This window comes from Blastopirellula sp. SH421 (assembly GCF_057808535.1).
Map to the genome: position 1 here is coordinate 4,249,941 of NZ_CM173712.1, position 24,712 is coordinate 4,274,652.

The following is a 24,712-nucleotide window of genomic DNA, read 5'->3' on the forward strand; positions in this document are numbered from 1 at the left end:
CGCAGTGGAACCAGAACCGACCTGTCCATTTGATCGCCCTCAAATCTTCGCAGTTCGTTAGTCCTCGTCAAACAGAAATGTTGCAGACAATCATTTCCATGTTTTGATCACGTTGCTGCGGTATCCACGCCGCGATCCACGGATGCCGGGTTCTCTTTCTGACGGTCCTGCTAGAGAGTTCAACCTCAAAAGGCGCCCAGGTAGACGACGATTTTCCGCTTTCCGCTGGGCGCAGGCTGCTAGTTCTCTAGACTGGAGCATGTGCGACCGAATGGACAACAGGAATCAGCAGCGCGATGACAGAATCTCGACCAGTAATCGGCCTTGGCGAAATTTTATGGGATTGTTTCCCCGACGAGCGGCGTCCCGGCGGGGCTCCGGCGAACTTTGCTTTTCATGCGCAACAGTTGGGGCTGCGGGGAACGGTTCTGTCCCGGGTGGGTGTCGACGAATTAGGGGACGAATTTGTCCACTATCTATCGCAGCATGGTTTGAACGATCAATACGTCCAACGTGATCCGCAGCATGCGACCGGTCAGGTCCGCGTCGAGTTTGTTGATGGCGATCCCCAGTACACGTTTGTGGACGATGTCGCTTGGGACTATTTAGAATTTACGCCAGAGACGGCGGTTCTTTGCTCGAAAGCGGCGGCCATTTGCTTTGGAACTTTGGCGCAGCGCAGTCGCGAGAGCCAGTTGATGATCTACGACTGCTTGCGAGCGGCGCCGAGTGACGCCTGGAAGATTTATGACATCAACCTGCGTCCCCCGTGGTTCGATAAAGAGAGGATCGAGTCTTCGCTGCAATGGGCCAACGCATTGAAACTGAATGCAGAAGAAGTCGCCTACTTGGCCAATAACTTTGGGCTGCCGACCGAAATCGAATCTTTTGCGACCGAAGTGCAGCAATTTTTTGGGCTGCGAGCGGTCTGCATCACGCTAGGAGGAGATGGCTGCTTGGTGGCGCGCGGCGCCGAGCAAAGTCGTCAGCCCGGCATCCCGGTTGAGATCGTCGATACGGTTGGCGCCGGAGATTCGTTTACGGCAGCGATCGCCCATGGGCTGATCCACCAAAAATCAGTCGCTCAGATGGCCAGCTTCGCCAATCACTTGGCGGCATTGGTAGCGTCCAATGCTGGCGCGATGCCTGATTTAAGCGCTGAAATCGCCAAAATCCCCCAGCATTTCGGATAGTCGGACCTCACTGCCCCACTTTTCGAGCCTGTAGGGCCTTTGGTACGATGGCCAATCTTAGCCGCACCTTAGCGGCGTCGCTTGCATTATCTGATGAGAGTAACTCACCAATGAAGGCAGTTGCGGTCACGCCCGGCACGCCCCATAGCGTCCACCTTGAAGATATTCCCATGCCGTCGCTGGACCAGTTTCCTAAGGGAAACGGGGTCTTGGTGAAGATTTTGAAAGTCGGCGTCGATGCGACCGACAAAGAGATCAACGAAGCGTTGTACGGCGGAGCCCCTCCCGGCGACAAATATCTCGTGCTTGGCCACGAGTCGTTTGGCCTGGTCATGGAAGTCGGCCCCAACGTCACGCGCGTCAAACCAGGCGACTATGTCACCGCCACCGTGCGTCGTCCCGGCGGATCGATCTATGATCTGATCGGCACGTACGACATGACCAGCGAAGAAGTCTACTACGAGCGGGGAATCAACCTGCTGCATGGCTTCTTAACCGAGTACATGGCCGACGAAGAAGAGTACATCGTCAAAGTGCCGACCGGGCTGAAGCACCTGCATGTGCTGATGGAGCCGATGAGCTGCGCCGCCAAAGCGATTCATCAAGTCTATGAAGTGCAGCGCCGCATGAAGGTCTGGCGCCCCGAGGTTGCGTGGGTGCTGGGCGCCGGTCAGATCGGCTTGCTCTCGACCCTGGTGCTCAAATTGCGCGGCTTGCAGGTCTATACCGTCGCTCGGGCGCCGGGTCCGCACCTGAAGTCCGAGATCGTCCAAGGCCTAGAAGCGACTTACGTCAGCTCGACAGAGACTTCCTTAGAAGAACTGATGAAGCAGACTGGCCGGCCGCAAATAATTATCGATGCGACCGGCAGCAGCAAGATGGCCTTTGAAGCGATGAAGTACCTAGGGCACAACGGCGTGCTCGCTTGGACTTCGATCACCGGCGGCCAGGTTCAGCACGAACTGCCGACTGACAAGATCAACATCGAATGGGTACTGGGTAACAAACTGCTGCTCGGTTCGGTCAACGCCAACCGCGAGCATTTTGAGCTGGGCATTCGCGACCTGGCGTTAGGCGACGTCACCTATCCCGGCGTGCTCGAGAAGATCTTGACCAACCCAGTCGATGGTCTCGACAACTACAAAGAGATGATGCGTCTGCTGGTCGAAGACAACTCGGCGTTAAAGGTCTATGTAAACGTCGCGGAAGAGTAAGCGAAGTAACTGTTCGGGCTCGATCTAGTGCGTGCCACGGCTCTGTGAGCCGTGTCTTCGTTCGGCTCAAGTCATTCGGCGATTCGCACGGCTCACAGAGCCGTGGCACAAATTTAAAGAGACTCGGCGAACCGCAAATCGCCGAGTCTTTTTTTGTCGCTATTGCCGCGATCTGCTATGATTCGAGGGACACCCCCCTTCCCTCCTCTCTCTCCCTCAAAAATCATGCGCAAACTTTCCAGCGGCGGCGGATGGCAAGCGATCAAATACACGTTTACCAAAGGGCGCCAAGCCGGCGGCATTTGGAAACTGTGGAAGGCGATGCGGAGCAAGAATGCCTGCAAGACGTGTGCTCTAGGCATGGGCGGTCAACAGGGGGGCATGGTCAACGAAGTTGGCAGCTTCCCCGAGGTCTGCAAAAAGTCGCTTCAGGCGATGGTCGCCGACATGCAAGGCGCGGTCAAACCCGAGTTCTGGCAGACCTACAGCGTCGCGCAGCTCGCCAAGTTCACGCCATACCAAATGGAACATAGCGGCCGCTTAACGCAGCCGATGCTCTACGAGCGCGACGCCGGCAACTATCGGCCAATCGAGTGGGACGAAGCGTTCCGCCGCATCGCCGACAAGCTAAAGAGCCTACCGGCTGACGAGACCTTTTGGTACTTCAGCGGCCGCAGCTCGAACGAGGCCGGCTTTCTGCTGCAACTTTTCGCGCGGATCTACGGCACCAACAACGTCAACAATTGCAGCTACTATTGTCATCAAGCCAGCGGCGTCGGATTGGCCTCGACCATCGGCAGCGGGACGGCGACACTGCAGCTGAAAGATCTTGAGCATGCCGATCTCGTCTTTGTGATCGGCGGCAATCCGGCCAGCAACCATCCCCGTTTGATGTCAACGCTCAAGCATGTACGTCGTCGCGGCGGAGAGGTGATCGTCATCAACCCGGTGATCGAAACCGGCCTGGTCAACTTTCGCGTCCCCAGCGATCCAATCAGTTTGCTGTTTGGCACCAAGATCGCCACCCTGTATGTGCAGCCTCATATCGGCGGCGACTTGGCGCTGCTCAAAGGGATCGCCAAGCAGATCGATGAACAAGGCGCTGCTGACATCCAGTTTCTCGCCGAGCACTGCGACGATAGCGAAGCCTGGCTCACACATCTGCGCCAGTTGACCTGGGACGAGATCCTTTCAAAATCTGGCGTCAGTCGAGAGCAGATCAACGACATCGCCACTCGCTACGCCAAAGCCAAGAACGTTGTCTTTAGCTGGACCATGGGGATCACCCATCACGCCCATGGAGTCGACAACGTCCAGGCGATCGCAGCGCTCGCGGCGATGCGCGGCATGATTGGACGCCCTCACGCAGGCCTCATGCCGATTCGCGGGCACTCCAATGTCCAAGGGATCGGCTCAGTCGGCGTCACTCCGCAATTAAAGCGGGCAATCTTTGAGCGGCTTGAGTCGAACTTTAATCTGCAACTGCCTACCAGCGTCGGGCTCGATACGCTGGGCTGTATGGAAGCGGCCGACCGCGGCGAATTAAAGCTTGGCTTTTGCCTAGGCGGCAATCTGTACGGATCGAACCCAGAGCAAACGTTTGCCGGCAAGGCGCTCGAGCAACTAGAGATGCTGGTCTTCTTAAGTACGACGCTCAACACCGGCCATGCCAACGGCTTGGCCAAAGAAACCATGATCTTGCCGGTCCTGGCGCGGGATGAAGAACCGCAACCAACCACGCAAGAGTCAATGTTCAATTACGTGCGACTCTCCGATGGCGGACCGCGGCGACTGGAAGGTCCATTGAGCGAAGTCGAAGTGATTGCGCGGCTCGCAAGCGACGTGCTAGGGGACGACGGCGCGATGGATTGGAAATCGATGCAAGATACCGGCAAGATTCGCGATGCGATCGCGAAGGTCGTGCCAGGCTTCGAGCAGATTGAAACGATCGACGAAACCAAGCAGGAGTTTCAAATCGGCGGCCGCACCTTCCACACGCCGATCTTTCCGACTCCCACCGGAAAAGTGCAACTTTTCACGCATGAAATTCCGCCGCTGAAAGGCGCCGAAAATCAACTCCGGCTGATGACGGTGCGCAGCGAAGGACAATTCAACACCGTCGTCTACGAAGAAACAGACATCTACCGCGGCATCGATCGCCGCGATGTCATCTTGATCCATTCCGAAGATTGTCGTCGCTTAGGCTTGGCCCATGATCAGCAAGTCGAGATCACCTCCGACGTCGGCACGATCCGCGGCTTTCGCGTGCGCCAGTACGACGACATTCGCCCCGGCAACGCGCTGATGTACTACCCCGAAGCGAACATCCTGGTTGCGCGCCGCGCCGATCCAAAGTCGAAGACGCCTGCCTTTAAAGGGGTGGTCATCGACGTTCGTCCGCTTGGCGCAAAAGCCCCCACAACTTTGGGCGTCTAGACACACATTGTGCGCAGAATGGCGACCCGTGGGTGTACGAAAATCGCTTTGTGACTAAAGTAGTAAAGAGCCCCACACTCCTTTCACTCGTCAGAGACTACCTATGACGTATCGCCTGTTTGCGCTGGGCGTTTTCGCGCTATTTCTTAGCGTTTTTTCGACGTTTTCTGCTAACGCTGGTGAAGCGTACCGCGTATGTCGTTATTGCGGCGACTCGCATGACGCTCGGGGTTTGTTTGGGGTCGATTTAGAAGGAGATGGCCGTCGCTACGCTCCGATTCGCCAGGTGGATGTGCTGCATATCAAGCTGGACGTGACGCCAGATTTCGCCCAGCGAACGGTCGAATGCGTGACGACGATCAAATTTGTGCCGCTGCGCGAGCCGTTGCGAGAACTAAAGCTCGACGCAATCGAGCTGAACATTGACCGCGTTACCGGTTCGGCCGAGGTGTCGGACTTTGCGTCGACCAAGACCGACCTGACGATCGCTTTCGCCGAGCCGATTCCGGTGGGCGAAGAAGCGTTTGTCGAGATCGCTCACCACAGTCAGCCGACTGGCGGTTTCTACTTCCGCACGCCGGAGATGGGCTATCCGGCCGAGGATGTTCATTGCTGGACGCAAGGCGAATCGCACTTTGCTCGCCAATGGTTCCCTTGCTTCGACTATCCCAACGAACGATCGACCACCGAAGTAATCTGCCGCGTGCCGCCCACGATGACGGTGGTCTCCAATGGTCGCCAGCTAAGCGATGATGTCGACGCGAAGTCAGGCCTGCGAGTCGTCCACTGGCTGCATGACAAACCGCATGTCAACTATTTGATCTGTTTAGTCGCCGGCAATCTAGAAAAGCTCGAAAGCAAGTCAGGCGACATTCCGCTCGGCTTCTACACGCAGCCTTCCTGGAAAGAACATGCCAAAAACTCGTTCGCCGATACGGCTGCGATCATGGATTTCTATCAGGAGGAAATCGGCGTTCCTTATCCGTGGCCCAAGTATGATCAAGTGACCATCGCAGACTTTCTGGCCGGCGGTATGGAAAACACGACCATCACCACGCTGACCGATACTACTATCTTTGCCGACGCGACAGAAAACGTCAAAACGTCGCACGGCCTCGACGCCCACGAACTGGCCCATCAATGGTTTGGTGACTATGTCACCTGCGTCGACTGGAGCCATCTCTGGCTCAACGAAGGCTTTGCAACCTACTACACCCATTTGTACGAAGGGAAAAAGTCGGGACGCGACGCAATGCTATACGGCCTTTACCGTGACGCGACCGGACGGATTCTGACGCAGACCGGCGACAAAAAGCCGATTGTTTGGAACCAATACAAAAACTCCGGCCAACAGTTCGACTATCGCGCCTACCCCAAAGGCAGCTGGGTGCTGCACATGCTTCGCAATCAACTAGGCGAAGATCTTTATCGCGAGTGCGTTAAAACTTATCTCGAGCGGAACGCATTGTCGAGCGTCGCCACGCCGGCGCTGCAAGCGACGATCGAAGAAGTGAGTGGGCGTAGCTTTGACCAGTTTTTCGATCAATGGGTTTATCACGCCCGGTTTCCCGATCTCAAAATCACCTACCGCTGGTTGCCCAACGAAAAGTTGGCCCACCTGACGCTCGAACAAACGCACGAAACCAACGAGTCGGTTCTGCTCTACGCGTTTCCGGCCACGTTCCGCTTTGATTCCCCAGGGGGTTCCGTTACCCGTACCTTCCGCGCGGACGACAAAAAGCAGGAGTGGTTCGTCCCGCTGGATGAAAAGCCGGAGATCGTTCGCTTTGATCCTGATTATGCGTTGTTGGCCCGCGTGACTTTCGAGAAGCCAAACGAGATGCTGTTCGCACAGCTGAAAAACAAGGACGACATGGTGGGCCGCCTGTGGGCGATCGAACAACTGGAAAAGAAAAAGTCGGACGATGTAGTCGCCGCATTAACCGAGGCTTTGCAAGCGGACCCGTTCTACGGCGTTCGCAAAGAAGCGGCCCAGGCGCTGCAAAAAATCCATACCGATAAAGCGTTTGACGCCTTGCTCGCTTCGACCAAGCAAAGTGATGCTCGCGTTCGCCTGGAGGTGATCGAAGCGCTCGGCCGCTTCTATCGGCCAACGCACATCCAAGAATTTGTCGAAATGGTCCGCAGTGAATCGAATCCGGCGATTCAAGCCGCTCAGGTTCGCTCGCTTGGCAAGTACCATGACGAAAAGGTCGATCGGTTACTGCAAGAGTTGCTGAAGTCCGAATCCTTCCGGAACGAACTGCTCGACGCCGCCGTTGATGCGATCAATGCTCGGCGTGACGCCGGCATGGCCAACGTCTTGCTAGAGACCATCCAGTCGCGCCGCGCCGACTTCACCACCACCGGTCTGGCTGCAGCGCTTACCACGTTGGGCCGCATCAGCGAAAATCAGGATGACACTTCCGCGCAGCGCAAATTGCTGCTTGCCCAACTCAGTGACCTTCGCTCGCCGGTTCGCCAAGGCGCGCTGCAAGCGCTAGGCCTGCTAGGAGACGTCGAAGCGCTCAGCGTGTTGGAAACCTTTGCCGAAAGCGCCGAAGAAAAAGGAGCCGAAGATGCCGCGAAAAAAGCGATCGAAGAACTTCAAGCCGAAAAGCCGGCGGCGCCGCGTGAACTGAGCGAACTTCGCAAACTGATCGATGAGCTGAAAAAGCAAAACGCCCAGCTGACCGAAGATGTGAACACGCTAAAAAAGAAGGTTGAAGCCAAAACGGAATAAGTGCAGCTTTCGACCTAACATGAAATCGAACGCCTCGCCTGTGCTTGCGGCGAGGCGTTCTACTTTCTTGTCAGCTCCATTTTGTAATTCAGCAATTCCACGCCCTTGATATTCACCAAATTCTCGCGGAGGAGGGTGAATCCGACCTTTTCAAACAGCGGTCGAGCGCAGATCGACGCTTCGACATACAGTCGGTTGATGTTGAGAGCGAAGCAGGTTTGCACAGCGTGCTGCACTAATTGAGTCACGACTCCTCTTCTCTGATAGTTCGGATGAACATAAGCGCAGTCAATGTGCCCGTCAGGATCTAGTTCCAGAAAACCGGCCACTTGCTCTTCGATCACAAACACAAACGGGCGTTTTAGTTCGCACCGCTTCCGCCAGTGCTCAACGTTCGGCATGCGATCTGACCACGCGAACAGCTGTGCGGAGGTGTAATCCTGGGCGGCAATTTCGTGAATCGCTCGGGCAAAGATCTCGGCGATAGCGACATGATCTCCATGCTGATAGATCCGGATCATCGGGCAATCTCAAGGTCGAGCGAAAATAGGACATTGGAGTTTAAGCCCAGGCTCATCATGCGTGATAATCCTTTCGAAACACTCCCGGCGTAACGCCGGTGATTCTCTTAAACGCGACGACAAATTTTGCGGCGGAAGAGTAAGAGACGTGATTGGCGACGGCAAGTAATTTTCGATCGGTTTCGCGCAGCAAGAGCTTGGCCCGTTCGATTCGCACGCGGTCGATTTCGGTCTTGGCGTTTCTGCCGATCGCAGTTTTTAGGCGACGTTCCAACGTGGATCGACTCAGCCCAAACTTTTGGCAGATCATGTCAACATTTAAGCCGTCACACGCATTTCGACTGATGTAATTGAGGATCGAAGCGATTTCTCGATCGGGGATCGCGACGATATCGGACGAGGCGCGAACGATGACTCCTTTGGGCCGCACATAGGTACGTGACGCGACCGATTGACCGTTCATCAACTCGGCCAAGTAGGTCGCTCCCTTAAAACCGATCTGATGCGTGTCTGGCTCAATGCTGCTCATCGTCGGGATGGCCAGGTCGCAAATCCCGTTGTCGTTATCGACTCCCACCAAAGCCAACTGCTCTGGCACAGGAATGCCGGCTTCGAGACAGGCGCTCAGAACCTGCCTGCCGCGTACATCGTTGCAGGCAAACAGTCCGCAGGGCGCCGGCAACGTCATAAGCCACTGCACCAGATCTGAATCGCCCCCCTCTGCGAGTAGTTCTCGTGAGACCTCAGAGACCTTGTCGGCGACGCTGGCGAAATAATAAGTCCGACACCCTCTTTGCTGAGCGATCGCTTGAAACGCTTTGCCGCGAGCATCCGAAAAATCGACGCCGCCGTATCCGCAATAAGCGAAGTCGCGGAGACCTCTGTCCCAGAAATGCTCGAACGCCTGTAAGGCGCAGGCGGCTGGATCGGTGTCGATCGAAACGCCGTTGGCCGGCAGATGCGTTCCCCGCAGGTCAACTGTAGGAACATTCAGTCCGTCGATCTCCTGCGCAATGCTGCTCATTTCGGCACGGCAGATCACTCCATCAAGCTTCCATTGATGAACGCCGCTAGGTAATTGCTCGTTCATGGTGCGTTCGACATGGATGACCTGCCAGTTGCCGTAAATCCGGCAATAATCGGCGACCCCGCGCAAGCATCCTCTGCCGTAACCACGAGAGGATTCAATCAGCAACAGAACCGTTTGCTTGCGTTGCAACATGCGCCGATTAGAACTCCATCGGTAGAAATGCTGGAATCATCCCCCATGACAATACCAGCGAGCCACCTAGCCACACTGTCTACGCGTACGCCTGAAAGCATCGTTCCCTATTTTCGTCATATCATTTCCCATTTTCGTCAGCCAAGGTTGCAATGCAAGGCCGCCCCAAGCCCCACTATCGAAGGAAGATGGTTTCATCCCAATGAACCGAATCCGCCAGCAGACTAATAACGCAAGATACTTACCACAGGGAGGTTACGACAATTGCATCACCTCCGATTGGTGGCAGCAAGCCGCTAGAAATCTACGGAATGCCCTACTATTTAGCGTCCAATTGACTCTGCAATTTATATTTTTCCGTTTCTCAGCTTTAATTGTCGCCCGGTGCTGCGCTCTCTATACTAAGCACGTCGGCAGACCGAAGCATCTGTTTTCCTTTTTTCGTCACGCCTGCTCTTCCAACACTTTCCGTTGCCTTATCCCTTTCATTCTATGGCTGGAATGCACTGATGAAACGAAACGCATTTACGCTGGTTGAGTTATTAGTGGTGATCGCAATCATCGGCGTCTTGATCGCCCTTCTGCTCCCCGCCGTTCAACAAGCTCGAGAAGCGGCTCGCCGCATGAGTTGCTCTAACAACTTGAAGCAAATGGGGCTCGCCTGTCACAACTATCACGATACGTTTCTGGCGCTTCCTCCTCGTCAGGGTGGAACCGATTTATCCGGCGGCGGCGGTGGGCCCCGCTGGAGCGCCTTCGTCAACTTGCTGCCGTTCATTGAAGCCGGCGCTCGCTACGACCAGATTGTTTCTACCGGCAATCATGTCTGGCACAACAACGTCAACTCGGGCTATGTCGGGCGAATCGACGCTTTCGCCTGCCCTTCGGACGGGCTACTTTCTCCGGTCGGCCCCGATCGTAGCGGCGAGTACTCTCCGCTGAACTACGGGCTATCGATGGGGGACAACTACAACATCAGCTTCGATGCGTCTCGACCGGACCAAAACATTCGCGGGATCTTTGGCTATCTGACCTATACGAAATTTCGTGACATCACCGATGGGCTGAGCAACACCATGACGATGTCCGAAATCATCGTCGCTCCGGATAGCAATCAACTGGGCAGGGCCATCGGGGCATCGACCAACAATCCATTGGCTTGTCGAGCGTATCTCTCGGGCAAAAACTATACTTCAGGAACGCCGATCGCCCAGTTTCGTTGTCATGGTCAACGTTGGCAGGATGGTCGTCCTGGCTACTGTGCGATTACCACCATCCTTCCTCCGAACAGCGCAACTTGTAGTTCACAAACGAGCAGTGGAATCTATTCGGCGGCAAGTCGTCACCCTGGCGGAGCGCTTTCGATGTTCGCCGATGGCTCGGTCCGATTTATTCCTGAAACCATTGATACCGGCAACCTCTCGTTAGCGCCAGCCACCAGCGGAGCCAGCTCTTATGGCGTCTGGGGAGCTTTGGGATCGAAGAGCGGCGGCGAAACCAACGGTTCGCTCTAGCCGTCAACTCCTTTTCGCCTCCTCTCCCGAAAGGTTGTTTCTGATGTATTCCGATTTCGCTTCAAGAACCACGCTGTTGATTGTCGCCGGCTTGATCACTCTGGCGGCTGGCTGTTCCAAGCAGACCGACAAGTGGACCGAATCTCGTCCGCCGGTCTATCGGGCGACGGGACAAATCTTGCTGAACGGCGAGCCAGTTTCGGAAGCGACCGTTACTTTTCAACCGGTTGATCCCGCCGGCAAAGGTGGCTCGGCCGTGACCGACGCCGATGGCTATTTTGCAGCCCAAACCTTCGATCCAGGTGATGGTCTAACCGAAGGCTCGCATCTGGTGGCGGTTCAAAAAACGCAACTGATTGATCGTGACGGCAATGTCGTGACCGAAGTTCGCGAGCCCGGCGGCATTCGTGAAAAAAACTTCCTGCCCGAGAAATACGCCAAGTTCGCGAAGTCCGGGATTAAAGTAGAAGTTTTGGCCACCGACGAAAATGATCTGGGTCCGCTGAATCTCAGCGAATAATGCTCCCCGTTTCGCCGCCGGTGCGACCGACCAAAGACAGCCGCGCAGCAAGCCCATGCCTCCATTGAAAAGTAGATAACTCACGATGCACTTGCTAAGATCACTCGCCGCTTCGATTTGTGCTGTTTCGATTATCGCTGGTAGTTCGGCTGCTCTGGCCCATCAGCTGAAATCTCCGGATGGGCGCATCGAAGTCCAGATTGACTTACAAAATCCCCAAGCGGCGAGCCGGTTACAGTATCGCATCTCGGTCGACGGCCAACTACTGATTGACGATTCGGCGATTACCTTTGTCCGAGACGACAAGGTCATCCTCGGCGATCACCTGCAATTTGTCTCGGCGAGCGCCGCCGAAAGTCATGACGAGACCTGGAAACCGGTCTACGGCGAACGGAGCGTTGTTCGCGATCACTACAACTCACAAACCTTGCACTACCACGATTCGCAGGCCCAATGCGACTTCTCGGTCGAACTCCGCTGTTATGACTCTGGCGTCGCGTTCCGCACGACCTTAGGAACCGGCGATTCCAATCAACAACTGACCATTCAAGCCGAGCAGACGGAGTTTCGCTTTCTCAGTGATCATCCAGCTTGGCGAACGACCAGTGCTCAAGGAACTTACGATCAGGTTCCCCTCAGTCAATTAGGTGACAACGTCGAGCGTCCTCTGACAATCCAAGTCAGTGACCAGCGCTACGTCGCGATCGCCGAAGCCCAACTGGTCGACTATGCTGCGATGCGACTGCAAGCCCCGGAAGCTGGCGAACCGGTTGTGGTCACTCAATTGCGCGGCAAGGTAACTGCGGCGACCCCGCTGACCACCCCTTGGCGCGTGATCATGATCGCCGACAGCCCCGGCCAACTGCTGGAATCGAACGACTTGATTCTGAATCTAAACGAGCCGTGCGCTATCGCGGACACTTCCTGGATCAAGCCGGGTAAAGTCCTACGCGAGGTCACCCTCACCACCTCAGGCGCCAAACTCGCTGTCGACTTCGCTCAGCGTAATAACTTTCGTTACGTCGAATTTGACGCCGGCTGGTATGGCCACGAATACGAAGATGCGTCCGATGCGACGACGGTCACGATCGATCCCAAACGATCGGCCGGGCCGCTCGATTTGCAAGGAATCATCGAATACGCTCGCCAACGAGACGTAGGGATTATTGTCTATGTAAACCGCCGCGCCTTAGAAAAGCAGCTCGATGAGATCTTGCCGCTCTACAAAAAATGGGGCATTGCCGGCGTCAAATACGGCTTCGTCAACACCGGCTCGCAAGAGTGGACCACATGGCTACATGACGCCGTTCGCCAAGCCGCCGATCACCAATTGATGGTCGATATTCATGACGAATACCGCCCCACCGGATACTCGCGAACGTACCCCAATCTGATGACGCAGGAAGGGGTTCGCGGTGACGAGGCGACGCCGTCCACCAGCTTGGCGATCACGACGCTGTTTACGCGCAATCTAGCTGGTGCGGCTGACCATACCATCTGTTACTTTGACTCGCGGGTCGATAAGAATTGGTCGCATGGGCAGCAGCTTGCCAAAGCTGTCTGCACTTACTCGCCGTGGCAGTTTATGTATTGGTACGATCGGCCGCTAGCGCCAGGCCAGCAGGGACAAGCGTCACGCAATCGTATTCTTGACACTCCAGAACTCGAATTTTTCGCCAAGGTTCCGACCGTCTGGGACGAGACCCAAGTGATTTACGGCGAAATCGGCGAGTACGCGGTGATCGCGCGCCGCAGCGGTCAAGTTTGGTATGTGGGGGCCATCAACGCCAACCAGCAGCGAGAGCTGACCTTGCCGCTCGATTTCTTAGCGCAGCAGACGACCTATCAGGCACGCATCTACCGCGACGACGCGAGCCTTGAGACGCCGACCCAGATCCGCATCGAAAATCAAGCGGTTAACGCAGCTACCAAACTAAGTCTGAAGCTTGCACCCAACGCTGGCGAAGCAATCTGGATCACGCCGACCAAAGCTGGCGCCAAAGCAGCTCCTTAGCTAACAACGGCTTACAACCAGTCGGATTTCTGATCATCGCCCCTGAGCTAGGCAGGGGCGATCCTACTTCTTCTACCTTCCACGGCTTTCTCAGCCGTTTCTAGCCGCTGATTGAAAATGCGCAGTCGGCGTTTTCAACATTTCGCCAAGTACCCGGTATTTCGCCAAGTACATGGTCGAGTTTTTCACGCGCCTCAAGTAGTGAAAACGATAATTTTTTTCCTGTAAATGTACATTGTTATTCCTTTGCGCTTGGTGAAAAATGGGCATGTCGCACACACATGTCACATCATCCATCGGTCCGACGCCCCCCGTCACCGCTACTCAGCTTTTCTAATCCACTCTGTTTCATCCCCGGGAAACTTCGTCATGCTGTTAAAGAAACATGGGTTCACTTTGGTTGAACTTTTGGTGGTGATCGCCATCATTGGGGTTCTGATTGCGCTGCTGTTGCCGGCGGTTCAACAAGCGCGCGAAGCAGCGCGGCGGATGAGTTGCAGCAACAATTTAAAGCAGACCGGACTAGCACTGCACAACTATCACGACACGTTTCAGACCTTTCCACCGGCCAGCATTCTTACCAACCAACTTTCGTGGAATGTGCTGGTGTTGCCGTTTATCGAACAAGGCCCGCTGTACGATCAATTCAATTTCGACAGCGGCGCATTCAACGCAGGCGCCAATAAAGAAGGCCCCAACAAGCTGGTGCATGGGCTGAATCGAATCTCCGGCTATCTCTGTCCAAGCGGTCCGATTGAACAAGTCGTGCACGGCTCCAGCACGCTGACCGATGGCCGACTAGGGTATGTCTCTCATTACTACGGCAACCAAGGCCCACGGACTGGGCAAGTCCTTGGTCAGCCTGCCGGCAACACCTACCCCGATGTCGCAGGCACCCAACTTGGCGCGTTTTTAAATCGAGCCCCGATCAAGTTTCGTGACATCACAGATGGAACCTCCAATACGCTTCAAGTCGGAGAGATCACCGGCCTGCTGGGGACCGGCGATCAAAAGCTTGACGGCTCTAGCTGGATCCGCGGCGAAACCGACGCCTCGGCCAAATACATCAAGCATGGGATCAACACGCTGGGCTCTTCGTTCTCCTTTATTCCCTTCAGCAGCCATCACCCCGGCGGAGCGCAGTTTCAAGCGTGCGACGGAAGCTCTCACTTCGTTGCAGAAACGATCGATATGGAAACCTATCGAGCCCTGTCAACTCGCGCCTATGGCGAAGTCGCCACCTTGCCGTAGCCGGTAAACGCGCGAAGGTGCTTGCCGTTTTGCTGATCGAAAGCGGCAAGCCAACAGACCGATACGATCCAGACTTTGTTGTGAGCTTTGATTGGGTATGAACTTTATGATTGAGCCAGTAGTGAAAAGATACGGCCGATTTGATGGCTTCAAATTGCTTGTGCTTATGAGCTTGATCGCGTTGATCGGCTGCGGACAGCAAGGGGATGATCCACGCGTTTTTCACGCTCATGGAGAAATCACCAACGAGGGCAAGCCGGTTCCTCGCGGCGGGATCAGCTTCGAGCCTGATGGGCGGCAAGGCAACTCTGGCCCTCAAGGGTTTGCAGAAATCATCGACGGAAAGTATGACACCGCCAGCAGCGGTCGCGCAACAATCGGCGGCGCTCAGATCGTCACCATTACCGGCTACGATGGCCAAGCCACCGAAGACAATCCAGAAGGAACCTCCATCTTCTCCGGCTGGTCGACCGCAATCACCTTCCCCGATTCGCATAATTCAGAGCTGGACTTCCAAGTGGACGCAGCCAATCACGCCGCCCGATCCACCGGCAAACGTTGAGCGGATCTTCAAATTATCGTCAGGTTTTGCGGTTGTACTGCGGCGGCTTAATCTGACTCTGTGTGGCTTGAGAACCGACCTGTTGTGCCTGCCAAATGCCCGCGGTGGTTGGCCCCAATACCAACCGCCGCCGAAAGAAACTGGTTCCGATGCGTGCGCTCCGCTTATTATCCTTTTTCTGTGTTGTTGCATTTTTTCTAGCAGCCTGTGGGATCGCGCGAGCAGAGGCGCCGCAACGCCTAAACTGGGAGGCGTTGCCTCCGCTCCCCAATCCGATCGGAGTCGCCGGCCCTTTTGTTGGCGTCCATCAAAATGCTTTGATCGTCGCAGGCGGCGCTAATTTCCCGGCGCCTACCTGGGATAGCGAAAAGCAATGGCTCGATACAATCTACGTCCTTGCCGAAGATCCTCTGCAGCACAAACTGACCTGGCGAGAAGCCGGCCGCATGCCGAGTCCGATCGCCTATGGCGCCGCCGTATCGACATCCACCGGCGTCGTTTGCATCGGCGGCGATAACGGCAAGCAAACGCTCAACAATGTCTTGCGGCTGCGTTGGGATGGCCAGCAAATCACCATCGATGATCTACCAGAATTGCCAGAACCGTGCGCCTATGGTCAAGCAACTGCGATTGGGGATGTGATCTACGTCGCAGGCGGCCAGCGTAATCACGAGCTAAAATCGGCGCGAAACAATTTTTGGTCGCTCGATCTTTCGACCGCCGACAGCCCAGACTTCGGCTGGAAAGAACTTGAGCCGTTTCCAGGGACTGCGCGTGCTTTTAACATTGTGGCCGCACAACACAATGGCTTCAACGATTGCGTTTACGTGATCGGCGGACGTTGCGAGGTTGCCGGTAAGGTGACATTTCTGAGCGACGTTTGGGAATTTTCGCCGCAGCAAAACCGATGGCGACAACGGACCAGTTCGATCCGGCCGATCGCCGCCGGCGCCGGAATTGGCTTTGGTCAAAGTCATATCTTTGTCCTGAGTGGTGCTGACGGATCGCTCTGGGATGCGGCCGCCGAATTGGCCGACAAGCATCCCGGCTTTCCCCGCGAAGCTTTCTCGTACCATACGATCACTGATACCTGGATTTCACTGGGCGAAACTCCAGCCAATCAAGTCACTACCATCCCTGTACTTTGGAACGGAGCGATCATCCTGGCCAGCGGCGAGATTCGCCCGCGGATCCGAACTCCGCAAGTCTGGAGGATTCTCCCGGCGCCCAGCGTTCCAGCATTCGGCTGGGTGAACTATGCAGTGCTAATCGTTTATCTGTTGTCGATGGTCGGCGTCGGCGTCTGGTTTGCCCATCGCAGCAAGAGCACGGATGATTACTTTCGGGGAGGGATGCACATTCCGTGGTGGGCCGCTGGTTGCAGTATTTTTGCAACCATGCTCAGCTCGCTCACCTTCACCGGCATTCCCTCCAAAGCGTACGCCCAAGACTGGGTCTATGCCGTTGGCAATTTCATGATCCCGGTCGTCGCCGTGATCGCCGTCTTTGTGGCCATGCCATTTTTTCGCCGCATTGATGCGACCAGCGCCTACGAATATTTGGAGAAGCGATTCAATCAATACGTGCGCGTCTTTGGCAGTCTCAGCTTTGTCGTGTTTCACCTCTTCCGCATGTCCGTGGTGATGTCGCTTACCGGCTTGGCGCTGGCGGTCGCGACTCCGTTGACCCCCAGTCAATCGGTGCTATTGATGGGCGTACTGAGCATCTTGTACTGCACCATGGGAGGTGTCGAAGCGGTGATTTGGACCGATACGATCCAAACCGTGGTCTTACTGGGTGGAGCGTTGGTCGCGTTTTGCTTATTGATTTCGGACGTCGACAACGGTTTTTCAGGCTTTCTGACCACCGCGCAGCTCAATCACAAATTTGCGGTCGCCAATTTCCACGCCGATCCCAGCAACGCCAGAATTGCGTTATGGGTCATCATCGTTGGCGCCTTCGCGCAGAACATCTCGTCGTACACGGCGGATCAAGCAGTGGTGCAGCGTTACATGACGACCGCTTCGCCGAAGCTCGCCGCACGTTCGATCTGGACCAGCGCCTTGTTGACGATCCCGGCGACGATTCTGTTCTTCGGGATCGGCTCGGCACTGTTTGCGTTTTATCAATCTCATCCCGAGCGACTTGCGCCCACCATTACCACCGATCAGATTTTCCCGTGGTTCATCGCCACCGAGATGCCGATTGGACTGTCAGGCCTGATCGTCGCAGGCATCTTCGCCGCAGCGCAATCGACCGTCTCGACCAGCATGAACTCGACTTCCACTTCGATCGTTACCGACTTGCTGCGGCCGATCGGTTTTTGCTCGACAGAACCTGGCTATCTGCGTGCGGCTCGGCTGCTGACGCTGCTGATCGGCATCGCAGGGACGCTGCTTGGCCTAGCCTTTGTCGACCCCGGCATTCGCTCTTTATTTGAAACATTCCTAATGGTGATCGGCCTGTTCATGGGCGTCTTGGGAGGGCTCTTCGTCCTGGGCGCACTGACCCGGCGCGCAACCGGACTAGGAGCAATGACCGGAGCCCTCGCCGGGGCCGGAGTCATGTGCGGTGTCTGGCTCGACGGTCGCATCAACGGCTATATCTACACCGCGATCGGAATCACCGTCTGCGTCGCCGTTGGCTACCTTACCAGTCTCCTCACAGGCAGCGAAACCAAAGACCTGACCGGGCTAACGATCCATACGCTTGAGCAACAGCCGAGCGGTCAGCAAGAGACTGACTTCAATGGCGAAATAGCTAAGATTTAAGGGCAACTGCCTGATTGCGTGCTGCGCCGCAAAAAATTCAAAGAATTTTACGCGCCGCCGAAACACTTTTTGTTACGCGGTCCGCTCGACTGCATCGTAATTTTCCTTTAGCTTTCGGGCCATGATTCGATTCGAGCGTAGCGAAGGTCTCCCTCCCCGAGCTTTCTCCGAACCGTTTCTAGGGAGATGATACGAGTAAGCTTTGCAGCCCATGAGTGACCGCATTGAGAGAGCCCCGCGAGATGCTGTCGAATTGCGGGCAATTCGATATCCCACTCTACGATCAATGCTCCGACAGGCATCTCTGGAGTGAATGCGTACTCGTATCTCTCCAGGTAAACAGGTAGTCCGTGAAAGATGCTGTCGTAGCGGACTCGCCATTCTCGCTCCCAAGTAAAATCAATTGGGTAGCCCGATTCGTTGGGAGAGGCGGGCTTGTACTGAACCCACAAGTATTGAAGCTCCAGAGGCAAACCTCCCGAATAGATATCCTTTCCCGATTCGTAGCCCGGTTCTCCCTGCTTGATCCGCTTGCCGATGATCCGCGAGCCTCCATAGAGAACCGGATTACCGCCTACCATCGACAACGCCCATTTGTGATAGGCAATCCCATACCCGGAGTACCTGATTCCGGAGGAACGCATAGAGTCGACGACAGCGGAAAGCGGTTGCTCCGTCAAGCAAACAGCGGGATAAGGACCGCGAACCGTACTGTTAACGACATTTGTTGTCTTGCTTTTGATTGGAGCGAACGTAGGTCGGATACGTCCCTCGGATAGAATGTCGGCGAAAACATAGGCGGGAAACCTAACGTCGTTCGGATTGCTACGGAGCTTCGTAAAGTGAATGACGTAATCCGTGAGGTCGGTTCTCGCCTGTCGTATTCGTTGCCAATCCTTCATGGTAGAACCCGTTGAAAACTGTTCGCATAATGAGGGGCGGTATAACTGCGGATAGTATGCCGCTCTCTTCGACCGACCGTCTACAGGAGATTCGATCATGTTTGGAAGGACCGGAGTCGGCTGGTTGTATTCGCTGGCAAACGAAGTTGAGACGAATTGGGGCGAAATCGACGCATTTTACGCCAGCATGACCGAAGGATTCTCAGAGGGAGAGGAGACGCTCGATATCAAAAGTGACGTTTGGGGAAAGATCCATCGCAAGGGGCTACGACCAAATTCCGGAGACGGACTCGCTTTTTACCATAGTCAACGAGCGGGATTCCCTAAGGGAGACCCCTTCAAGCGAAAGCCTCGAATCTCGCTTATCGGGACAATCGAGGGGATCGCGTTTGACGAGGAGGACAGCCAGCGGGTAGCGTGGCTGCATTTCACGGCAAGCCGAAAGACGTTAGAGAAGCTTCGCCTCGATCCGATTGTCCGAAATGAGTCTACAAGGCATCTATTTGAAGCATGCGGAAACATCGCGGGAGCGGTCGCAACGATGTATCATGCTGACGCGGAGACATGGAAGGGACTTGCTTCTTTCGCCAGCATTCCTTCCAAGATTTAGAGCTAGAGTCCGCAACGCGAACCTTTTTCGGAATTCCATGGTCAAAATGACGAATGGAGATCGTCTTGAATGAATGACAAAACAGAAACCACCTTAGACTTCATCGACAGAATTACCGTACCGGGGAAACCTTTCGACGAACCGAGAAACGAGTATTGGGCTCTTATGTGCTTAGCTCATGGCCTGGAATCCATCTACCACCAAGTTCTTCAGTTTGAAGCAATCGTCCAAAAGGAACTCGAACCCCAAGGCCCCAATATCAGGACGGTAATGTACGGACGGATTCCTGGACTAGTCGGACCGCAGATCGCGATGCTGACATGCTTCTTTCACTGGTATTCGGTTTCGGCTTGCAATTACGCTCGACTCGTTGGAGCAATTGCGTACCAGCAAGACAGTAGACGCCCTAAACCGCCTGAATACGTCCGAACTGTAATGCCAGAAGTACTATCGTTTCGCGACAAGATCGCCGCCCACTTCTCGTGGACCTCGAACAACAGTAAAGACAACGACGCAGAGCGACTATCCAGCGTGGCACCTCATCTTGGCTGGAATGGAGATGCTATTACAGCCAATGGGTTGATGACCACGATTTTTCGAGCGGGAACTGAATCCAATTCCGCCTCCATGAAGCCTTGGAGCATTTCGAAAGTACACACGGAATTTCGACAGAGATTCTTTCCCGGCATCATCGAAAAAGAAAAAACATCCGAAAACGATCGCAACCATCCCGCCACTACAAAAAAGGATTGAAGCGATCGTTATCGAGATCGGATGCGTGACAAAGTCGCCTATCGTCCGATCTTGTCGTATCGCTCACAAAGTTCAAGAACGGCGGCGGGCCAACTTGGCGGCTTAATTGAATCGCCTTTTATTACGCCGTTGGCAAATCCTCGAAAGTCAGTCGCATATCGCCGAAACATCGATTGCCAGATTTGAAACTCTGCCCTATTTGGCTGAAAAATGGCGAGTTCCTGCAAGAATCTCATCAGATCCATTAGCCCTTTGGCCTCATCAACACGCCGCCTAAGTTCTTCAAAATCTCGTACATATCCAGTAGCAAAACCCGTAATGCTGTCGAAATCAGTAGCGTTCCTTGCGTGGCGTTCTGAGAAGGCGGCACTATTTGAGAACAGATAAGCAACCTCCTGCACATCCACGTCTCCATTTTGCCAACGGCCCAGAATGCCAAGCGAACTCACAACGGATAGTTTCGGGTCTTCGTAATATCTAATTAGCTCTTGAAGCCGAAGACGACGATTGTATTCGTAGACCCTGGTATCGAGATCGAACCGCTCCTTGCTCGTAGCATTGGCGTCGATCATCTCTTTCCGCTGTAGCTCTAGCTCTTCACGCTGGGAGCGGAACTCAAAGACTTGAAGAATAATCGCCGAGATCGCGGCTACCATCGCAACGCCAGAGAAGAGGGCGTTCGTTGATCCGAACATATCGCCATAGACGCCTCGCAATTCAATCGCTTGCTCCGGAGTGTATCCGCCAGATACGTGAGCGTCGTAAATCAATCGCGGCGTCAACCACCATTGATAGAACATGAGAGCGACGCCGCAGAGGGAAAGCATCGGGATTAGCACTAAGTGCGGATTCTCAGACGACCACCTATATAGCCTTTGCAATCGAGTCGATTTACTCTCGTCAGTCATTCGCTTGACCTACCGTCCTTCATCCACGAGAGCTTTTATCGGCTTTGATGAATCATCCCCATTGCGGCGACTCCATAAAAAAAGATCGTTGGTACCGATTTCTGGTACCAACGATCTTAGATTATCGCCGAATCAGTATCAAACCGCTTTGCGGTCGTCACCGAAGGACTTAGCCTAAACCCTTGAAAACAAAGAGTTTAGCGATGGAGCTGATGAGATTCGAACTCACGACCTCTGCATTGCGAACGCAGCGCTCTCCCAGCTGAGCTACAGCCCCAAACTTATTGCAGGATTTTAGTGGGTCGGCGTTTGGCTGTCTAGGTCCCACGGTGGTTGGACGGGGGATCTTGCTGTGGGGTTCGCGCCTGACACGTGGGACAATCGTCATGCTCGGCAAATCTGCGGTTATCGGATGCCCAGGCTGGCTGAATTGGCTTTGATTTGTTCTGGGCGACCTAGCTTGTCGGTGATTGCGTCCCAATCTTGGGCCGCTTTTTCGAGGGTTGTTTTGGGGTCGGCCTGGTCGTTCAAAATGGCGCCGATGCTGTCATTTAAGACTTGGAGATATTGATCCGCCCCGAGCAGGTTCATGGTGATCGCTTCGTTAGAGCTCAATTCAATCGCCAGCGCTGCTCCGTATTCGCTGGCGGTGTCCGACGAGACCAAGCCGTTGACCCACTGCGTGACGCCAGAGAGATTGGAATTGCGATAGACGGTCGTCGCTTCGCTGGCAGGTGAAACTTGCGGCGCCGATTCAGCAGCCGAGAGCAAAATCAGTCCCAGCGCTGCATCGCGGCCGTTGCGACTGCTGGCGGATACCGAACCAATCCGACCGCTGACGGTCAAAAACGGCACGACCGCCGTCCGTTCTCCACGACGCTGCTCCCACTCGCCGGTCAGCTGATTCCAATAGCCGATCGCGCCGGGAATCGGCGCAAAGTCAGGCGTAAAATCGATCTTCGCGACCCCACTGGGCGCTTTACGCGGCAACCAACCAATCGCCAACACCGATTTGCCGGCCAAAAATTGCTCGCCCACCGCGGCCGGTGATAAAGATCTCAGCTCGGGCGGAATCGTCTCTGCGATGTGATTTAGCTCTGCGGCGGCTTGCACAAACGAAGGCTGCCCAATCAGCGCTTCGCCAGCTGAAAGCCCCAACAGCACCGCATAGTTGCTGGGGTTTTTTGCGTAGGCGGCTGAGCGCGCGAGAAACAACTTGCCGCGCCAGTCAGCGGCCAACGGTTCTAAGGTCGCAGTAGCGAAGGTCTTGGTATCGCCGGTGCAAAATCGGCTCGTGGCGATTCGCTCGACGCAGCTCTGATATTCGCTCCAAGTCTCAGGCGGCGCCAGCTCTAACTCTTCCAGAACTTCGGGGCGGTACATCAGGACAAAGGTGGGCGAACCAAAGGGAACCGCGACCAATTCGTTTTTCCATTGCAATTCAAACCGCAGCACCGCCGGAAAAATATCGTCCTGCGCCAGCGCTTCGTTGACCAGCAATGGCTGGGAGATCGACTGGATCCATTTGCGGCGCATCATTTCGCCCAATAGCGCTGGCGGATAGATCACGGCGTCCGCGTCGATTTTGTCGCTCTGCTGCTGTTCGGCCCAGGTCGCTTGCGTCAGCTCTAACGGGCGTTCTTCGCGAGCTTTCCATTCCCGCTCGATCGCTTCGGCCAACGGAGGATCATCCAGTACCAGCAGTTTGAAGGGGCCGGAGGGTCGTTTTTCTTCCACCACCGGCGGTTTGGGCTGCGGACAGCCGAGCGTGCCGACTAGTGTCAAAAGTAGCAAAGCCAAATAACAGAAGCGACTCATAGGGCGCACAATTCAGAGAAGAGCTTGAATAGTCCAAACTGCAATGTAGTCGCGCAGTTCCCCGTGGGTCAAAGGGTTAATCTCGGTCAACGCGGCGCAGGGGCCCAATTTTCGGTGAACTTCACGAAAAAGAAAACTTGCTGGCGCCGTTGGTGACAAGCGAAAAATGGGCCACAATAGGCGATCCAGAATCATCGCAACAACGCCCCGCACGCTAAGGAATTCCTGTGAGCATTTATTTGGGAATTGATATCGGCACTTCCGGCACCAAGACCATCGCTATCCGCGAAGGAGGCGAGATCCTCGCCGAAGCCAGCGCCACCTATCCTCTCTCTCACCCCAAACCGATGTGGAGCGAACAGGACCCAGACGATTGGTGGAGCGCCGTGGTCAAAACCGTGCGCCGAGTTGTCAAAGAAGCCAAAGCGCGACCCGGCGAAGTCAAAGCAATTGGGTTGTCGGGCCAAATGCATGGGTCGGTCTTTTTGGACAAACAGGATCAAGTGATTCGCCCTGCTCTGCTCTGGAATGATCAGCGGACGGCCAAAGAATGCGCCGAGATCGAAGAGCGCGCCGGCGGACGCGCCAAGCTAATCAAGATGGTCGCCAATCCAGCGCTGACCGGATTTACGGCGCCAAAAATTCTTTGGCTGCGAAACAACGAGCCTCGCAATTATGCCCGTTTGGCCAAAGTTCTGCTGCCCAAAGATGATGTGCGACGGCGATTGACCGGCGAGTACGCGACCGAAGTGAGTGACGCCAGCGGAATGTTGCTGTTGGACGTCGCCAAACGGGCCTGGTCGAAGCCGTTACTCTCGAAACTAGAACTCGACGAATCGCTGCTCGGCACCGTGTATGAGTCCGAAGAAGTGACTGGCAAGCTGACGGCCGAAGCGGCCAAGTTGCTTGGGTTGACGACCGATTGTGTGGTTGTCGGCGGCGCCGGTGATTGCGCCGCCAACGCAGTCGGCAACGGCATCGTCAAGCAAGGAACCTTGGCCAGTTCACTGGGAACCTCCGGCGTGATGTTTGTGCATAGTGATGAAGTCGCCATTGATCCCGCGGGGCGGCTCCACACGTTTTGCCACGCGGTGCGCGGCAAGTGGCACATGATGGGAGTCACCCTCTGCGCCGCAGGCACACTCGAGTGGTTTGTCCAACAGCTTTGTGCCGACCTCAAGTCAGGTCGCGGCAAGCAAGATCCTTACTCGGTGCTCAACGCCGAGGCGCAAGAGATCTCGCCAGGCAGCGAAGGGCTGTTCACACTGCCGTATCTTGCCGGCGAGCGAACTCCGCATGCCGATCCCAACGCGCGCGGCTGCTTTATTGGACTCACGCTGCGTCACACGCGGGCCCATCTGACTCGCTCGATCATGGAGGGGGTCGCCTACTCGCTGCGTGACAGTCTGGAGATTATTTCAGAACTAGGAGTTCCGGTGCGACAGATTCGAGCCGGCGGCGGCGGCGCCAAAAGTGCGCTGTGGCGACAGATTCAGGCCGACGTTTTCGGCAAGAAAGTGGTCACCATCAACGCCGAGCAAGGCCCCGCCTACGGCGTTGCGCTGTTGGCGGCAACCGGCGCCGGCGCTTACAAAAATATTCAGGAAGCTTGTGCCGCTACGATCCAGGTGGTCCACGAAACCGCCGTCGATCGCAAAACGGCCAAGATTTACAACGAGGCGTTTCCGGTATATCAAGGACTATATCAATCGCTGAAGCAAGACTTTCAGCGAATTGCCGAGCTAAGCCAATAGGCTTGG

17 protein-coding genes and 1 tRNA gene are annotated in these 24,712 nt (G+C 55.3%); 12 read left to right on the top strand and 6 right to left on the bottom strand.

What is annotated here, in order from left to right; all coding sequences use genetic code 11:
• Positions 1-296 precede the first annotated feature (296 nt).
• The 4 genes from SH421x_RS17220 (at position 297) to SH421x_RS17235 (ending at position 7,586) form a co-directional block, all read left to right on the top strand.
• Positions 297-1,193 carry a carbohydrate kinase family protein gene (locus tag SH421x_RS17220; RefSeq protein WP_488850801.1) on the top strand — a complete coding sequence of 299 codons (897 nt, stop codon included), beginning with the start codon at positions 297-299 and terminating at the stop codon, positions 1,191-1,193.
• A gap of 110 nt (positions 1,194-1,303) precedes the next feature.
• On the top strand, positions 1,304-2,407 hold the full coding sequence (locus SH421x_RS17225; RefSeq protein WP_488850802.1) for a glucose 1-dehydrogenase: 1,104 nt from the start codon (positions 1,304-1,306) through the stop codon (positions 2,405-2,407).
• A gap of 225 nt (positions 2,408-2,632) precedes the next feature.
• Positions 2,633-4,843 carry an FdhF/YdeP family oxidoreductase gene (locus tag SH421x_RS17230; protein ID WP_488850804.1) on the top strand — a complete coding sequence of 737 codons (2,211 nt, stop codon included), beginning with the start codon at positions 2,633-2,635 and terminating at the stop codon, positions 4,841-4,843.
• Positions 4,844-4,946: 103 nt separating this feature from the next.
• Complete coding sequence (locus tag SH421x_RS17235) at positions 4,947-7,586, top strand: M1 family aminopeptidase (protein WP_488850805.1); 2,640 nt, start codon at positions 4,947-4,949, stop codon at positions 7,584-7,586.
• 59 nt (positions 7,587-7,645) lie between these two features.
• On the opposite strand, the gene SH421x_RS17240 is transcribed toward SH421x_RS17235, so the two are convergent.
• Both SH421x_RS17240 and SH421x_RS17245 read right to left on the bottom strand, forming a co-directional pair.
• Positions 7,646-8,107: a GNAT family N-acetyltransferase gene (locus SH421x_RS17240; RefSeq protein WP_488850806.1), complete on the bottom strand. Its 462-nt coding sequence runs from the start codon at positions 8,105-8,107 to the stop codon at positions 7,646-7,648.
• Between the two features lie 55 nt (positions 8,108-8,162).
• Positions 8,163-9,329 (bottom strand): DNA-binding transcriptional regulator, encoded by a 1,167-nt coding sequence (locus SH421x_RS17245; RefSeq protein ID WP_488850808.1) that lies wholly within the window; start codon positions 9,327-9,329, stop codon positions 8,163-8,165.
• Between the two features lie 509 nt (positions 9,330-9,838).
• Between SH421x_RS17245 and SH421x_RS17250 the strand changes: the two genes are divergently transcribed.
• The 6 genes from SH421x_RS17250 (at position 9,839) to SH421x_RS17275 (ending at position 17,961) form a co-directional block, all read left to right on the top strand.
• Positions 9,839-10,843 (top strand): DUF1559 family PulG-like putative transporter, encoded by a 1,005-nt coding sequence (locus SH421x_RS17250; protein ID WP_488850810.1) that lies wholly within the window; start codon positions 9,839-9,841, stop codon positions 10,841-10,843.
• Between the two features lie 43 nt (positions 10,844-10,886).
• The gene (locus SH421x_RS17255; protein WP_488850811.1) at positions 10,887-11,363 is read left to right on the top strand and encodes a transthyretin-like family protein; all 477 of its coding nucleotides are present in this window, start codon (positions 10,887-10,889) and stop codon (positions 11,361-11,363) included.
• A gap of 85 nt (positions 11,364-11,448) precedes the next feature.
• The gene (locus SH421x_RS17260) at positions 11,449-13,377 is read left to right on the top strand and encodes a glycoside hydrolase family 97 protein (RefSeq protein ID WP_488850813.1); all 1,929 of its coding nucleotides are present in this window, start codon (positions 11,449-11,451) and stop codon (positions 13,375-13,377) included.
• A 369-nt stretch (positions 13,378-13,746) separates the two neighbouring features.
• Positions 13,747-14,628, top strand: coding sequence for a DUF1559 family PulG-like putative transporter (locus SH421x_RS17265; protein ID WP_488850814.1), 882 nt, complete (start codon positions 13,747-13,749; stop codon positions 14,626-14,628).
• A 106-nt stretch (positions 14,629-14,734) separates the two neighbouring features.
• Positions 14,735-15,190, top strand: coding sequence for a hypothetical protein (locus tag SH421x_RS17270; protein WP_488850816.1), 456 nt, complete (start codon positions 14,735-14,737; stop codon positions 15,188-15,190).
• 149 nt (positions 15,191-15,339) lie between these two features.
• Complete coding sequence (locus tag SH421x_RS17275) at positions 15,340-17,961, top strand: sodium:solute symporter family protein (RefSeq protein ID WP_488850818.1); 2,622 nt, start codon at positions 15,340-15,342, stop codon at positions 17,959-17,961.
• 107 nt (positions 17,962-18,068) lie between these two features.
• Here the strand turns inward: SH421x_RS17275 and SH421x_RS17280 are convergent, their stop codons facing one another.
• Positions 18,069-18,605, bottom strand: coding sequence for a hypothetical protein (locus SH421x_RS17280; RefSeq protein ID WP_488850819.1), 537 nt, complete (start codon positions 18,603-18,605; stop codon positions 18,069-18,071).
• A 937-nt stretch (positions 18,606-19,542) separates the two neighbouring features.
• Here SH421x_RS17280 and SH421x_RS17285 point away from each other — a divergent pair.
• The gene (locus SH421x_RS17285; protein ID WP_488850821.1) at positions 19,543-20,226 is read left to right on the top strand and encodes a hypothetical protein; all 684 of its coding nucleotides are present in this window, start codon (positions 19,543-19,545) and stop codon (positions 20,224-20,226) included.
• A gap of 38 nt (positions 20,227-20,264) precedes the next feature.
• On the opposite strand, the gene SH421x_RS17290 is transcribed toward SH421x_RS17285, so the two are convergent.
• From SH421x_RS17290 to SH421x_RS17300, 3 genes are all read right to left on the bottom strand, one after another.
• Positions 20,265-21,026, bottom strand: a complete 762-nt coding sequence (locus SH421x_RS17290; protein WP_488850822.1) for a hypothetical protein — start codon at positions 21,024-21,026, stop codon at positions 20,265-20,267.
• A gap of 312 nt (positions 21,027-21,338) precedes the next feature.
• Positions 21,339-21,411 (bottom strand) — tRNA-Ala (locus SH421x_RS17295).
• A 128-nt stretch (positions 21,412-21,539) separates the two neighbouring features.
• Positions 21,540-22,952: an extracellular solute-binding protein gene (locus tag SH421x_RS17300; protein WP_488850823.1), complete on the bottom strand. Its 1,413-nt coding sequence runs from the start codon at positions 22,950-22,952 to the stop codon at positions 21,540-21,542.
• 227 nt (positions 22,953-23,179) lie between these two features.
• Here SH421x_RS17300 and xylB point away from each other — a divergent pair, with 227 nt between their 5' ends.
• Positions 23,180-24,706, top strand: coding sequence for a xylulokinase (gene xylB / locus SH421x_RS17305; RefSeq protein ID WP_488850825.1), 1,527 nt, complete (start codon positions 23,180-23,182; stop codon positions 24,704-24,706).
• Positions 24,707-24,712 lie beyond the last annotated feature (6 nt).